The sequence below is a fragment of the Lacihabitans sp. CCS-44 genome (assembly GCF_024343735.1).
Classification (GTDB): Bacteria; Bacteroidota; Bacteroidia; order Cytophagales; family Spirosomataceae; genus Leadbetterella.
In genome coordinates this window covers 280,769-295,288 of sequence record NZ_RJUE01000060.1, presented here as the reverse complement: position 1 = coordinate 295,288, position 14,520 = coordinate 280,769, and the positions used below count along the sequence as shown (strand labels likewise).

Annotated in this window: 11 protein-coding genes; 5 read left to right on the top strand and 6 right to left on the bottom strand. The window is 40.0% G+C overall.

Annotation, left to right across the window (positions count from 1 at the left end):
- Positions 1–47 precede the first annotated feature (47 nt).
- The 3 genes from EGI26_RS15545 to EGI26_RS15535 form a co-directional block, all read right to left on the bottom strand.
- On the bottom strand, positions 48–1,421 hold the full coding sequence (locus EGI26_RS15545; protein WP_255079819.1) for an FAD-binding protein: 1,374 nt from the start codon (positions 1,419–1,421) through the stop codon (positions 48–50).
- A gap of 202 nt (positions 1,422–1,623) precedes the next feature.
- On the bottom strand, positions 1,624–2,286 hold the full coding sequence (locus tag EGI26_RS15540; RefSeq protein ID WP_255079817.1) for a DUF1349 domain-containing protein: 663 nt from the start codon (positions 2,284–2,286) through the stop codon (positions 1,624–1,626).
- Positions 2,283–3,518 (bottom strand): flavin-dependent oxidoreductase, encoded by a 1,236-nt coding sequence (locus EGI26_RS15535; RefSeq protein ID WP_255079815.1) that lies wholly within the window; start codon positions 3,516–3,518, stop codon positions 2,283–2,285. The genes EGI26_RS15540 and EGI26_RS15535 overlap by 4 nt, the downstream gene beginning before the upstream one ends.
- 385 nt (positions 3,519–3,903) lie before the next feature.
- Here EGI26_RS15535 and EGI26_RS15530 point away from each other — a divergent pair, with 385 nt between their 5' ends.
- Both EGI26_RS15530 and EGI26_RS15525 read left to right on the top strand, forming a co-directional pair.
- A complete protein-coding gene (locus EGI26_RS15530) occupies positions 3,904–5,118 on the top strand; it encodes a pyridoxal phosphate-dependent aminotransferase (protein ID WP_255079814.1) in 1,215 nt (404 codons plus the stop codon).
- 393 nt (positions 5,119–5,511) lie between these two features.
- Positions 5,512–6,432, top strand: coding sequence for an RluA family pseudouridine synthase (locus tag EGI26_RS15525; RefSeq protein WP_255079812.1), 921 nt, complete (start codon positions 5,512–5,514; stop codon positions 6,430–6,432).
- Between the two features lie 509 nt (positions 6,433–6,941).
- Here the strand turns inward: EGI26_RS15525 and EGI26_RS15520 are convergent.
- Genes EGI26_RS15520 through EGI26_RS15510 form a run of 3 tightly spaced genes read right to left on the bottom strand, consistent with a single transcriptional unit; the run spans position 6,942 to position 9,519 of the window.
- Positions 6,942–7,787 (bottom strand): complement C1q domain-containing protein, encoded by an 846-nt coding sequence (locus EGI26_RS15520; RefSeq protein WP_255079811.1) that lies wholly within the window; start codon positions 7,785–7,787, stop codon positions 6,942–6,944.
- Between the two features lie 11 nt (positions 7,788–7,798).
- Entirely contained in the window at positions 7,799–9,187 is a 1,389-nt protein-coding gene (locus tag EGI26_RS15515; protein ID WP_255079809.1) for a hypothetical protein, read from the bottom strand.
- Between the two features lie 26 nt (positions 9,188–9,213).
- The gene (locus EGI26_RS15510) at positions 9,214–9,519 is read right to left on the bottom strand and encodes a LytTR family DNA-binding domain-containing protein (protein ID WP_255079807.1); all 306 of its coding nucleotides are present in this window, start codon (positions 9,517–9,519) and stop codon (positions 9,214–9,216) included.
- A 247-nt stretch (positions 9,520–9,766) separates the two neighbouring features.
- On the opposite strand from EGI26_RS15510, the gene EGI26_RS15505 reads away from it, so the two are divergent.
- The 3 genes from EGI26_RS15505 (at position 9,767) to lpdA (ending at position 14,308) form a co-directional block, all read left to right on the top strand.
- Positions 9,767–10,471, top strand: coding sequence for a LytTR family DNA-binding domain-containing protein (locus tag EGI26_RS15505; RefSeq protein ID WP_255079806.1), 705 nt, complete (start codon positions 9,767–9,769; stop codon positions 10,469–10,471).
- Positions 10,468–12,645: a tetratricopeptide repeat-containing sensor histidine kinase gene (locus tag EGI26_RS15500; RefSeq protein WP_255079804.1), complete on the top strand. Its 2,178-nt coding sequence runs from the start codon at positions 10,468–10,470 to the stop codon at positions 12,643–12,645. Before EGI26_RS15505 ends, EGI26_RS15500 begins: the two co-directional genes overlap by 4 nt.
- Positions 12,646–12,916: 271 nt before the next feature.
- Complete coding sequence (lpdA, locus tag EGI26_RS15495; RefSeq protein ID WP_255079803.1) at positions 12,917–14,308, top strand: dihydrolipoyl dehydrogenase; 1,392 nt, start codon at positions 12,917–12,919, stop codon at positions 14,306–14,308.
- The last annotated feature ends 212 nt before the right edge of the window (positions 14,309–14,520 follow it).

Sequence of the window (14,520 nt, the reverse complement as noted above, 5' to 3'; positions counted from 1 at the left end):
TAAAAAGGTGGTTAAAAATCAAAAGTCTGATTTTTAACCACCTTTTTTTAACTAAACAGATTGGTGTCAATAAAATCGTTTCTGAATTTTCCTTCAGGGTCGTGCTTGATCATCAATGCCTTAAATTCATTGAGTTTTTCTATTCTCGACTGCAACACATTAGGCGTTAAAGTGAAAACTTTACCCCAGTGGGGTCTTGCTCCGAAGGGTTCTAAGGCTTTTTCAACTTCTGGCAATAGTGCCATTACAGCATCAACTTCCTGTTTCCAAGTGAAGTGTATCGCCAAGCAAGTTTTTTTGTAAAACGGACTCATCGGTATTTCATCGGCGGCTATGGTGCGTATTTCGGTGATGAATAGGAGTGGGGCCACTTTCTCGTTTAGTTTTTCTACCGCCATAAATGCCTGGTATGCGTCTTTGATATTGACAAAATATTCAGCTTGCAATTCTTTGCCACTGCTCGGCGTAAAGCCCATTTTAAAGTGCGGCATACGCTCGTACCAAGTGCCGTCTACGCCCATTTGGTCTGTGCAGTTTATTGGGTCAGCAGACTCTATGGGGTGGAGGTTTTTGGTGGCCAATTTGGCTCCGTAAAATTCTGGAGCAAACTCCTTCACGTCGTCAGATTTGGACTTTATCCACACCTCACTCACATTTTTGTTTTTCCAGTCGGTAAACAAGCTTACGCTATAGCCACTGGCCATTATTTTCTCAAAATCCTTCTCCAGGGCGGCCATAGGCATGTTTTGGTACACTACCTGTTTCATTTTGAAAGTTGGTTGTACCCTCAAAGTCAGCTTGGTGATTATACCCAAAGCTCCCAAACTCACTATGGCCATCAGAAATTCCTCACTGTTTTTTTCTTTGGTTAGCGTCACCAATTCCCCTTTGCCGTTTACCATTTCAAGGGCTATTGCTGCCGTGGCCAAGCTGCCGTTGCTTATGCCTGAGCCATGCGTAGAGGTAGAACAAGCCCCAGCAACAGAAATATGTGGCAAAGAAGCCAAATTGTGCAATGCGAAGCCGTTTTTATCGAGATATTCACAAAACTCGCCGTATTTTATGCCAGACTCCACCGTTATCGTTTGATTTTCTTTGTCCAACGAAATCACTTTATTCAGTGCAGCCGTAGAAATCTGGTTGAATTTACTGTCGGCTATACCGTTGAAGCAGTGCATTGTACCCAGCCCTTTAGCCTTTTTGTATGATTTTATTAGTTCTTGTAGCTCTTCCACTGTCTTTGGGGCCACCAAGTTATCGGTGCTGTAGGTATAATTTCCAGCCCAATTGGTGCGACCAACATGTACTGCCTCTGCAGTTTGGGTGGTTTCAGAGGTATTGCTGCTGCAAGACATCAATTGTGGAAATGCTGCTCCGGCTGCCAATAAGGAGGCCGATTTAAGGAATTCTCTTTTTTTCATTCTAAAGGTATATTTTAAGGTTGTTTCGTTATCATTTTATTTTGGGCGGCCCCAAAGGTCGGGCTGTTGCCACTCGCTCTTTGGTGTGCGGCCAAGGCCAGCTCACCAAAGGAGCTCAAACAAAGGCTCCATCCCTGCCGCGGGATTTGGGTTTAAACACAAATAATAGCCTAAGTTTTCTATTCTTTTCTTATTCACCCGCTCAATTTCCCAAATACGGATCTTTTATTTTCCGAGCCTCGTATTTTATGTTCGAAAACTTTACTTTACATCGTAATCCCACAGGCGACTGAGCCAAAAAACCCACTTTAATTTCTTTGTTGGTGTTGAACTGTAAGTGTCTTATCAACAGCCATTTTTTGCCATCTGTAGACACATAAAGTGTAACCACGTTGTCTGCTTTGGCTATTTTGAAATGAGCAAAGTTTTCGTAGATGGTTTGTGAATTAGCATCATCAGAAACGTCTTTGGTTACAACTGAAACTACCCTTCTGTAGCCAAGATAATCTCTTTCAAAACACAATTTTATCCAGTTAAGACTGTCGGCTTTTAACACCAATCCGCCGGCATCCCATTTGTTCACAAAATTGTGCTCAATAGTGGCCGAAAGCACGAAGTCTTTGTCAGGCACAAACATCAACTTGGGAGCGTTATCGGTATTGTAGGTCACGTTGGGGTCACGAAACAGATCGGTTTTTGCACCGGCTTCTATTTCTAAAACACCAGCTTTGAGCGAAACACTATTTGGGGAGTTTTCCCAGTACAAAAGCTGCGGAATACCATTTATTTTAACAGGCTGTTGTTGTGCATTTGCCGCCGTAAACGTGTTTAGAAAAACAAAGAGAAACAGTAATTGTCTTTTCATTTTTTCAGATTTAAAGTATTTATGTCAAATCCCGCCACTTTTTTGTAATTGTCCATTACTTCTTTCAGTGCTTCGTGTGGAATTTGTTCCTCCGAAAAACCCTCTGGAAACCACTCCTCCATCATGTCCATGATTTGGTCAGGGCCTTTGGCTCTGTTTTGGAGAACCACACTTGAGGTTGCCGGTAACCTTTCGGCTTCGTAAACAGATAATGCCAGTTCGGCAGTGTTTTCACTTTTAAGTGCTTCGCAAAGTGCGTTAGCGTCCAATATCGCCTGTGAAGCACCATTTGACCCAATCGGATACATCGGGTGTGCGGCATCGCCTAACAAGGTTACTCTACCTTCTGTCCATTTGTCGAGCGGATTGCGGTCCGACATCGGAAATTCATATACTTTTTCGGCAAGATTGATCATCTCAGGTACATTTAGCCAATCAAAGTTCCAGTTTTTGTAAATATCCACCAATCGCTGTTTGTCGGCCTCTCTATTCCAATCTCGTGCGGTTAGTTTAGACTTTCCCTCTCTGAGGTTGGCCACCCAGTTGATGAGATAATTTCCGTCTTCATCAGGTTGGTTAGCGATGGGATAGGCTACCATTTTTTGGCCCAAATGCCCAATCATGACCATGGATGTGCTGTTTAGAAATCCCTTCATTTTGGATGCTCCTCTGTACAAAACGTTTTCGGAGTACACAGGTGAGCCTTCGTCTGGATTGAGCTGTTTTCTGACTTCGGAGTTTATTCCATCAGCTCCTATAAGTATGTTTGCGGTAGATTCTAATAATTTTTCGCCAGTTTCTTTGTCTATAAAATGAGCCGTCACTTGCCCTTCAGATTGATCAAAGTGCGAAAGGTGGTGATTGAGGTGTAAACAGCTTTCGCCAATTCGTTCTTTTACAGCATCTAACAAAATCATTTGCAATACACCTCGGTGAACCGAAAACTGCGGCCACTTGTAACCTGCAAATCTGCCTCGAGGCTCGGTCCAAAACTGTTGCCCGAATTTGTTAAAATATACCAAATCAGAGGTTTCTATAGCACTTTGAGCAATTTTTTCTTGCAAACCGAGATTTGTCAAAACTCTAACACAATGCGGCAGAATATTTATTCCTACGCCAAGCGGTCTTATTTCTTTGACAGATTCAAATACATTTATCTCAAAGCCTGCTTCGTGAAGACACAAAGCTGCGGTAAGTCCGCCAATTCCACCACCGATTATATCGATTTTCATATTTTAAATTTAACAACAAGGACACTAAGACGCAAAGAAATTTTACTTTTCACGACTTTGGCTCTCAATTGCGGTTGTTTTGTTTATACGTTATATTTCAAAACCAAAATTAAAAAAAGATTTCCACGATACTTAAAATTGGAGAAGAAATCGAATGAACGAAGACGCTATGGGGGTAAATACATTTTTTTGGTTCAATTTTATTTAAATACACATTTGGGGAGAAAATCTTTCAATTAAGTTTTTGCGAAACAATCTCTTTTCCTCGAAAAAACGATATTTCCTAAGGCATTTAAAAAGGTATTGCGTAATTTTGCAGCCGATTTGAAAAAACACTTAGTTTTTTGAAAATCAATAAGTTTTGGGAAACAAAAATATCTAAAAAATGGCTGTAATGGTTGAAACCGCAAATTTGCTCGCTGACAGAATCAACAATTTGGAGGAGTCTGCAACGCTTGCAATGTCAAAAAAATCAAGAGAGTTGGCTGCACAAGGCCACAAAGTAATCAATCTTTCAATAGGCGAACCTGATTTTAAAACGCCAAAGCACATCTGTGAGGCTGCCAAACAGGCCATCGACAATGGATTTCATGCGTACACACCGGTGGCCGGAATTCCTGAATTGAGAAAGGTAATATCTGAGAAATTTAAGCGGGACAACAATATAGACTGGAAACCAGAGAACGTAATCGTATCTACTGGAGCCAAACATTCGTTAGCAAATGCCTTGGCTGTGATGGTAAATCCAGGCGACGAGGTGATCATTTTTGCTCCTTATTGGGTAAGCTACTCTGAAATGGTGAAATTGGCCGAAGGTACATCTGTGATTTTGGAAGGAGCATTTGACAACGACTTCAAAGTTACGCCTGAGCAATTGGAGGCTGCCATTACCGACAAAACCAAAGTGGTTATGTATGCATCGCCAAACAATCCAACGGGATCAGTTTATAGCGAAGCTGAGTTGAGAGCTATAGCGGCGGTTATCGAAAAACACGAAAACGTATTCGTTCTTGCTGACGAAATTTACGAATATATCAACTTCCGTGAGGAAGGGCATTTCAGTATCGGGTCTATTCCGGCCATCAAAGAAAAAGTAATTACGGTAAATGGTATGGCTAAAGGCTTCGCCATGACTGGCTGGAGAATTGGTTTCATTGGTGCAGCCAAGTGGATTGTGGACGGTATCGACAAGCTACAAGGTCAGGTAACATCAGGCACAAACAGCATTGCACAAAGAGCCTCAGTGGTTGCTTGGGACGACATGACTGCCCCAGAAACCATGAAGAGAGCGTATTTGGTGAGAAGAGATTTGGTGATTGGTTTGTTGAAAGAAATAGAAGGGTTCAAAGTTAATGTGCCGGAAGGAGCATTTTATGCTTTCCCTGATGTAAGTTATTATTTCGGAAAAACAGACGGAGAAGTAACCATAAACAACTCTGACGACCTTTCTATGTGGTTGTTAGAAAAAGTATTTGTTGCTACCGTTGGAGGAGGATCTTTCGGAGCTCCAAACTGTATCCGTATTTCCACTGCGGCTTCAGACGAAGCCTTGAAAGAAGCCGTTGCAAGAATAAAATCTGCTGTGGAGACTTTGAAATAAGTAGAATTAGCAAATAAGTTTTGAGCCCTATTCAAGCGATTTGAATAGGGCTTGATTTTTTATAAAGCACTATAATTTAGCAATTTATAGTTTATTTTTGTCCAAAAAAGACCACAATTGGTCAAGTGTGAATAGCTCTAATTGAAATTCTATATTCAGCAGTTTGTAGATGTTTCGTTGTTGATATGACTACGAAGTGGTCATATGTAAATAACCCGGAATGAAATTCTATAAATCAGCAGTTTTTGGATTTACCTATATGACCACGAAGTGGTCTAATGTCAATAGCCCCGAATGAAATTCGGGGAGTAAATAATTATTAAGTTTCATGACCCCAAAGGGGTCAAATGTGTATTTCGGTTTAATGAACGTTTTAAAGTAAAACCACCCCAAATGAGACAGCAAAAAGATACTAGAAGAACATTTTCGCAAAAGAAAAAAGGTAAGCCGAACGACCTCAAGTTTGAAGTTGAGCAAGATTCTGAACTTCTGGTTTTTTTGTTGGGAAAAATGCCTCAAAAGAGCCGAAACGATGTAAAGGTTTTGCTTAGAGACAAGAAAGTTTTTGTTGAAGGAGAAGCCATCAGCCAGTTTAATCAGCCTTTAAGTTCTGGTCAAAAAGTAGAAATTCGTTGGGAAAAACAACCTGAGGAAATTAAAATTAGAGGCTTAAAAATCATTTTTGAAGACCAATATTTGATAGTGATTGACAAAGAAGCGGGTGTTCTGTCCATAGCCACCGAAAAACAAAAAGAAAACACAGCTTATAGTGTTTTGAGCGAATATGTAAAAAGGCAAGACCCTGTTAACAAAATATTTGTAGTTCACCGCCTCGATAAAGACACATCGGGCATTATGATGTACGCCAAAAGCCAGAGAATCCAAAAGGCTTTGCAAGAAAACTGGAACGACAATATACTGGAACGCACCTATTTAGCAGTTGTGGAAGGAATTGTGGCGAAGCCTGTGGGCAAGATTATTTCCTATTTGGCAGAAAGCAAGGCATTGATCATGTATTCATCGCAAAATCCTGAACATGGGCAAAAGGCCGTAACCTATTATGAATTAACAAAAAGCTCCAAAAAGCACAGTTTGCTGCAAGTAAACCTCGAAACAGGTCGTAAAAACCAGATTCGCGTTCACATGAAAGACATCGGCCACCCGGTGATAGGCGACGACAAATACGGAGCCACCACCAATCCTATCAAACGCCTCGGCCTACATGCTTGGGTGTTGTCATTTACGCATCCCGTCACCAAAGAAGCCATGCGTTTTGAGACGGAAGTTCCTCAGGTGTTTTTGGGGTTATTTTGAGATAGGGAAATTGTTTAGAACTGGAAATCGTTATCAATAATAGCCCAAGACGTTCCAGTACTTTGAATAGTCACGCTGTTTTTTTTGATGATTTTGCCGCTTTGAAGTTTTAGGAAATACAAGAATCGCTTGAACTCGCACATAATGTTCCTACGCCAGATGCTGCAAACTTTAGTTTTCCTGATGTCTCTATTGCAAAATCAGTTGAAGAATTAAATTGCCCACCTCGTCCTGAAGAAGAATAACCATAAACTCCAATCCCTGAACCAGAATGTTCTCCATAAATCCCATATCCATTTGAATTGGTTGATAGGTTTATACCAACAACAGCGGGAGTTGATGAACTTGGGTTTGTATTTTTTAGTACTACATCAATTCCAATGGAATTTCTGATGCCGAGACAACGGCTTGCATTTTGGGTGTTTGCCCAAATATTCGGATACTAATAAATAGAGAAACTGATGATATTATTTTTATGGTGATAAAACAGAGAAATGCGTATTAGTTGATTACAAGGGCATAACCAATCTACCCGAAAACCTCGAAAGTCTATTAAAACCTTGGAGTTTCTGAGTTGCTCCGGAGTCTTGATAAACAACTGCTTTTACGGCATCGCCCACTTCTAAATCAATATCTGTTGAAACTGTGTTAGAAGAAAACTGCCCACTAATTAAAGGAGTACCTTGAACAGTAATGTAGGTGCCATTTTTTTCAAGTTGAAGATCATAGTTCCCTACCGAATTGGTTGAGGTAACCCATGAAACTTGGACATCGAAATGATAAATTCCTCTGACAGGAGCTGTAAATTGATACGTTGAGGTACTAAAATTCCCTCCCAAATCATAGTCTTTTGTCGTAAAAGGAAGAGTTAAATAAGTCTGGTGAGCTACACTAATATCTCCTGTTCCTATCAAATTGTGAACAGCAAAAGCAACAATAGTAGTTGGTTTGAGTATTCCGTTGGCATCTGCTATTACTGGTCTTAAACCAGTACCAGCCAATGACGATGTTCGGATATTGCCAACTACGTGGAGCTTTTCTTGGGGTGAAATATTATTAATGCCTATATTACCATTAAGGCCAGCCGTAGCAGAATAAGCAATAGTCATGAAAGGGTCTCCATTATTTGTCGAAAAGAAAAGACTATGAGGAGTATGTGTTTGAACATATGCCGAATTGTTAGCAGCAAAAGTGCCAACTCCCACCAAGTTATCAACTGTTCGATGGTCTAAGCCAAAACCATTTTTTTTGATTTTTAGAAATTCGGTAAACTGGCCGTTTGATGGTACAATCGTTACCGACTGCCCAAACAGCCTGATGCTAATAAATAATGAGAAGAGTAAGATTTTTTTCATAGCAATTGTTTTTAGAAAGTATATTGGATTTCGATCCAACGAAAATCAAATGTTGAGCCGGAAGCCCAAGAAATTAAATTCCCAATAGAATCATAACCTGTGACACTGATGTAATAATAATTATTTGTTGCTATGGTTACGGGTAGTGAATTTGTGCATAGCCAGTTTATAGCGGAAGAATTGGACGAACCGATGGTTGACCCATCCGAACTCAACTGTAGTGAGACATTTGTTGCAGTACTCATTTTTTCAAGACTATATAATGCAAAGCCACTGCTTGTGTTGTCTTTAACTCTTAAAATTATGGAATTTATTTTTGCCCCTACAGGTAGGTTTATTGGTGCAACTATAGTGCCTGCCCCTGTCAAAGAAATACTGTTTTCTGTTCTAATAATTGGGGAGGAAGAGCTTAGAGCATGAAAGTGCGATGGTTGAAGCAACAACGTTTGAGAAGATGATGCGGCAGAAATCACGCCATTGGCATCTGCCAATAGTGGCCTATTCCCAGCACCTGCAAGTGAAGTAGAAGTAACTTGCCCATTATTATTTACCCAAAAACGCCAAGCGTTGCCAATGTAAATTCCGGTTTCTGTATCGGTTTTCATGCCATAAAAAGCCCCATCAGCTCCGTTTAGACTATTTGTAGAATTACTCATCCAAAGACCGGAAGTGTTTACATTATGCCGAATTCTCATTCTGCCGTTTACATCCAGTAACTCATTTGGATTTGATAAACCTATGCCTACACTTCCCATACCGGCAATGTCGTTGATTAAAACTTTTGAGCCGGCTTTCCCTCCTCTTATATAAGTGTCTTCGGGTGTGCCATAAAAAAAATGGCTTAAATAGGATGTCCCCATTATGTCCATTTTGGCGACTGGAGTTTCTGTTCCGATACCAACCTTGCCTGTTCCGGTTACTAATGCATAACCAGTAGAAAAAGCATTTGAAAAATGCCCTCCTATACCAGTTGTGCTGAAAAAATTCAGAGCATATCCTTTTACACCAATACCCGACTCTGCCTCACCAAGAATACCGTTTCCGTAACCGTTTTCTGAATATCCTTTTACCCCACTTTTTCCGGCTCCATACGCTAATCCATAGACGCCAGATCCAAAGGTACCCATTTGGGAAAAGCCAGATACGCCAGTGCCGCTTTTGGAATAGCCATGCACTCCAGTGCCAGAGCCTTCGTGGCCACCATATACGCCTATGCCATTATAAGTTGTGGATTTGTTTAAACCATAAATTGAATAGTTGTGGGAACTCGGAGCAGTGTTTTTTGAAGTAACAGTAATACCATCAACGTTTTCAGTAGTACCTACCACAATCTCCATTTTAGGTGTTTGGCCAACCAATCCTAAACTTACAAACATCAATAAAATCAATACTTTTTTCATATCACAAACCATTAATAATTAGAATTTTAAATAACATTAAGAAAGGCCTTACGCCTTCTTGAAACCACGAAGCTGAGATTGTTGGAAAGCTCAACGCTGGCTTCTTGATAGGTTTTTACGTGTTGCCGATTGATGACAAGGCCGCGGTTTATTCTTAAAAACTCAGGGTTTTCGGCAAGGCGACTTTCTATGGTTTTTAGGGTTGTTGACGAAAAAATCATTTGGCCATTAACCAAAAACACTTTGGTGTAGTTGAGGTCTGACTGTAGATACAGTATATCTCCTGAGGGCACTTTTTTACGACTGCCAATCGGTATTACATGGTTTTTCATAGCTTGTTTTTAAATTAATTTTCACTTTGTTTTTATCCAATCAGTCTCCTGAAAAAGAATCGTTTTTCTGATTGGTTTCATAATTACTTTTTACCCTTAAATCTGTATTCATTAGTTTCCAAAGTTGCATTAAAATGCCGCTCCATGAAACAGCCAATAGATAAACAACCCAACAAATAGACGAACGACACCGAGAATTATCGATTCATAGTTTTAAAGGCTTGGAAATTATAGGTATGTTTGTTTTATGAAGCCAATAACTTGCATTATCATTGACGACGACGAAATTGATAGACTCACAGTGAGTTCTTTTGTAAATAGAAGTTCTGCGTTTGAAGTGGTTGGTGTTTTTGAAAATGCTTTTGATGCCATTCCTGTTTTGGAGAAAGAAAAAGTTGAGGTCTTGTTTTTAGATATTGATATGCCCAACATGAATGGTATTGACTTCAGGAAAATAGCCAAGGATGTCCCAATTTGTATTTTCATAACCTCACATCCCGAATTTGCCGTTGAAAGTTTTGATCTTGACACGCTCGATTTTATCGTAAAACCGCTCAAGTTTGATAGGTTCAACAAAGCGGTTGACCGCATTAGAGATTATCTCGAACTCAAACAAAAAGCCAACCTTTTCGAAGCTAGCCTGGGTGGCGATGTTATTTACATAAAAGAAGGCACAGACCAAGTTAAGATAAAGCTTCATGATATTTTGTACCTCGAAGCACTTAAAGATTACACCAAAATAGTAACAGAAACCAAGCAACATTGCGTGTTGTCGAGTTTGGGAGTGCTTATCAAAGACCAGCATTTTAGTAGTTTTGTGAGGGTACACCGTAGTTATGCCATTCAGAAACACTACGTATCAAAAATTCAAACCAACGATGTCATGCTGCGGAACGAGTTTCTGGTACCCATTGGAAGGAGTTTTAGAGAAAACCTGATTCAGCTACAATGAAGACTAAACTTTTATTTATCTTTTTGCTCCTTTCGAGCAGATTGCTGTTTTCGCAGTCAAACAAAGCCATTGAAGAACTCACGGCCGAACTTCAAAAACATACCGCCCAAGATACCATAAGGGTAATGTCAATTCTCAAACTTTCGGTTGCCAACTACGGTATAAATCTTGCCAATATGCAGTTGCATGCAGAAGAAGCCATCCAATTGTCCAACAAATTAAACTTTAAAAAAGGACAGGCGGAGGGTTATAAGCTGCTCGGTGCAAAGTACGTTTCGGTGGGGGATTATCAAAAGGCAGAAGCTAGTTTTCACACTTCATTAAAGTTATTTGAAGAATCAAAAACATATTCCGGAATCATCATTTGTAATAATAATTTAGGAACTGTAGCCCTGATGCAAAATAAATATCCAGAGGCATTGTTGTATTTTCAAAATTCTATTCGTGTGTCCGAAAAGGCTAAATTGCCCAAGCTTGCCGGATTGGCCTACAGCAACATTGGGATTATTTACACCACACAAAAAAAGTATGACTTAGCACTCAAACACTTTCAAGACGCTGTTTCGATAAATGCAACAGCCAACTCTACCGATGGAATGGCCGCAGGCTACAACAACATCGCTTCTGTGTATTTGGATACCAAGAAATATGACAAGGCATTGGAATTTTTTAATAAAGCCCTAGCTAGAGACGTTGAAACGAATAATAAGCTGGGAATGGCTCGCGATTACGGTAATTTGGGTCTTGTGTATGCTAGACAGAAGATTTATGAGCCATCCTTTGAAAACCACACCAAGGCACTTAAACTATCTGAAGAGGTGGGAAACAAAAAGGGAATCGCCATCAACAATGCGGGTGTTGGTGAATATTATTTGCAGAAAAACAGATTAGATGAGGCTTTGCCTTTCATGATGAAATCTAAGGATATGGCTCTGGAAATAGGCACCCGAGACGTACTAAGAGATGCCTACCTTGGACTTAGCAATATCTTTGAAAAAAAGGGTATCGCTGATAGTGCCTATCACTATTTCAAAAAGTATGTAGACATAAAAGAAAGTATAGATAGTGAAGATAATCAGAAGCAATTGGCCCGATTAGAGATTCAGTACGAGTTTGATACAAAGGAAGAAAAATACAAAAACCAGCAACTTCTGGATGCCGAAAGTTTAAAACAAGGCCAATTATTGCTGGCTCTGAACAATGCAAAACTGAGCGTTAGTAACAAGGAGCGAGACTTGGTAAAACTGAGCTATCTAAAAACCCAAGCTGACCTGAAAGCGGAGCAGATTCAGGGTATTTCCAACAAAAAACAATTGGTAGCGGCTGAAAACGAAGTGAAATTGAAAAAAACCGAGGTTGAGATTGCCAATCTTAATTTGGCAGCCAAAGAAACACAAAAATGGTTCTATGTCAGTGGATTGCTTCTTTTGAGTGTAATCGGAGGATTGCTTCTTTATCAACGAAATACCAGCCAAAAAGCTAATAGGAAACTACAAGTATTAAACACTGAATTGGAGGAGGCCAATAAAGCCAAAATACGGTTCATGGGAATCTTAAATCACGACTTACGAAGCCCTGTAGCGAGTTTATTGCAGTTTTTGCAATTGCAGCAAGAAAGCCCTGACCTATTGGATGAAACTAACAAAAAGAGACTCCAAAACAAGACCATAACGAGTGTAGAAAACCTGTTGGTTTCCATGGAAGACTTGTTGCTTTGGAGCAAAGGGCAAATGCAAAACTTTAAGCCATTCCACAAAAAAGTAGAAGTAAAATCAATTTTTGAAGACACTCAAAGGCATTTCGAAAGCCAAGAGCATATAAAAATAAATTACCAAAGTCCCGAAAATTTAACTTTATACACTGATGAAAACTATCTAAAAACGATAATTCGGAATCTAACCGGCAATGCTATTGGGGCTTTGTCAAAGACAGAAAATCCAACAATAACCTGGAATGCTTGGGACGAGAAAGGGGTGAAGTTTGTTTCGGTGACAGATAATGGGCCGGGAGCTACCGAAGACCAGTTTAAGGCTTTGTTTAATAATTCTGAAGTTATTGGTATCAAATCTGGTCTCGGCCTACACCTTATCCGTGATTTAGCAAAGGCAATAAATTGTACTATTTCAATAAAATCTAATCAAGAGGAGGGTACTACCTTTGTCCTAACTTTTTGATAATTAAATCATTTAATACTTCTTACTGAAAGTTTATATTTTGTCATTTTACCTTACTTTTTGAAAAATGTTCTGATGCCAAAAAGAACTTGGAGTTTTTAAATGTATTTTTTTTGAGTCATGATTCCGAACAATCAAGCCAGACCTTGTACTTTCCCGCCCAAAACTTTTACTATTTGTTTAATAAATCCTCAAAAGTTGTACGCACAATTCAGCTTTCGATTTTATTCACTAAATTTGCACCCAAATTATACCAAAAATCAAATTTCTTATGGCACAGTATGATGTTGTGATTCTCGGAAGTGGCCCAGGTGGTTACGTTACCGCTATTAGAGCTTCTCAGTTGGGAATGAAAGTAGCGGTTATAGAGAAGGAAAATCTGGGCGGTATCTGCCTCAATTGGGGGTGTATTCCTACCAAGGCTCTGTTAAAATCGGCACAAGTGTTTCAATATATTCAGCATGCCAAAGACTACGGTATCACCGTGGGTGATGCCAGTGCGGACTTTTCGGCTGTAATAGGCCGCTCAAGAAGTGTAGCCGATGGCATGAGCAAAGGCGTGCAGTTTTTGATGAAGAAAAACAAAATTGATGTTATAGACGGATACGGTAAAGTACAGCCTGGTAAGAAGGTAGAAGTTACAGCTGCAGACGGTAACAAGTCAATCATTGAAGGAAAAAACATTATCATCGCTACTGGTGCAAGAGCCAGAGCATTGCCAAATGTGCCTATTGATGGAGGGAAAGTGATAGAATATCGCAAAGCCATGACGCTCGAAAAACAACCCAAGTCACTGGTAGTCATTGGTTCGGGTGCCATAGGTGTTGAGTTTGCTTATGTGTACGCCAGCATGGGTACAAAGGTTACTATTGTGGAATTTTTGCCAAACATTGTCCCTGTTGAAGACGAGGACGTTTCAAAAGAATTGGCGAAGCAATACAAAAAAATGGGTATCGAAATTTACACAGACTCAAGTGTAGAGAAGGTAGATATTTCAGGAGCGGGTTGTGTTTCGACTGTTAAAACTCCAAAAGGCGAAATAACGATAGAGTCAGACATCGTGCTTTCGGCAGCAGGTATAGTAGCTAATATAGAAAATATCGGCCTTGAAGATGTAGGCATCGCTACAGACAGAGGTAAAATATTGGTAGACAAATATTACCAAACCAACGTTCCTGGATATTTCGCCATTGGTGATGTGGTTCCGGGACAAGCATTGGCTCACGTAGCAAGTGCCGAAGGTATTATTTGTGTGGAGAAATTGGCCGGACATCATCCACAACCTTTGAACTACGGAAATATACCTGGTTGTACTTACTGTTCACCAGAAATTGCTTCAGTTGGTTATACCGAAAAAGCTGCGAAAGAAGCAGGATATGAAATAAAAGTAGGCAAGTTTCCATTCTCAGCATCTGGCAAGGCCAAGGCTGGTGGTGTGCCCGAAGGTTTTGTAAAAGTAATTTTTGATGCTAAATATGGTGAGTGGTTGGGTTGTCACATGATTGGTGCCAACGTAACCGAAATGATAGCTGAGGCTGTTGTTGCTCGTAATTTGGAGACAACCGGTATGGAAATCGTGAAGTCGGTTCACCCACACCCTACAATGTCCGAGGCCATAATGGAAGCCGCTGCCGCTGCTTATGGTGAGGTAATTCACTTGTAATAGATAGAGATTTCGAATAGAAGTTTTTGAAAATATTAGAAACCTTCAAGATGCGTCTTGGAGGTTTTTTTTGGCCCATGTTTGTGTCCTCACAAACATTCCACTCTTCCACTCCTTTCAAACATTCCATCTTGCCCAAATTTACATAACGTTATCGTTTGTGAGGACACAAACGAGGACGTTACGAAGGCGTCCAGGAAAAAATGTCACAT

Excerpts from the sequence above, each read along its gene's own strand:
- EGI26_RS15520 (WP_255079811.1), bottom strand. The coding sequence starts at position 7,787 with ATGAAAAAAATCTTACTCTTCTCATTATTTATTAGCATCAGGCTGTTT.
- EGI26_RS15525 (WP_255079812.1), top strand. The coding sequence starts at position 5,512 with ATGAGACAGCAAAAAGATACTAGAAGAACATTTTCGCAAAAGAAAAAA.
- EGI26_RS15505 (WP_255079806.1), top strand. The coding sequence starts at position 9,767 with ATGAAGCCAATAACTTGCATTATCATTGACGACGACGAAATTGATAGA.
- EGI26_RS15510 (WP_255079807.1), bottom strand. The coding sequence starts at position 9,519 with ATGAAAAACCATGTAATACCGATTGGCAGTCGTAAAAAAGTGCCCTCA.
- EGI26_RS15530 (WP_255079814.1), top strand. The coding sequence starts at position 3,904 with ATGGCTGTAATGGTTGAAACCGCAAATTTGCTCGCTGACAGAATCAAC.
- EGI26_RS15545 (WP_255079819.1), bottom strand. The coding sequence starts at position 1,421 with ATGAAAAAAAGAGAATTCCTTAAATCGGCCTCCTTATTGGCAGCCGGA.
- EGI26_RS15515 (WP_255079809.1), bottom strand. The coding sequence starts at position 9,187 with ATGAAAAAAGTATTGATTTTATTGATGTTTGTAAGTTTAGGATTGGTT.
- lpdA (WP_255079803.1), top strand. The coding sequence starts at position 12,917 with ATGGCACAGTATGATGTTGTGATTCTCGGAAGTGGCCCAGGTGGTTAC.
- EGI26_RS15535 (WP_255079815.1), bottom strand. The coding sequence starts at position 3,518 with ATGAAAATCGATATAATCGGTGGTGGAATTGGCGGACTTACCGCAGCT.
- EGI26_RS15500 (WP_255079804.1), top strand. The coding sequence starts at position 10,468 with ATGAAGACTAAACTTTTATTTATCTTTTTGCTCCTTTCGAGCAGATTG.
- EGI26_RS15540 (WP_255079817.1), bottom strand. The coding sequence starts at position 2,286 with ATGAAAAGACAATTACTGTTTCTCTTTGTTTTTCTAAACACGTTTACG.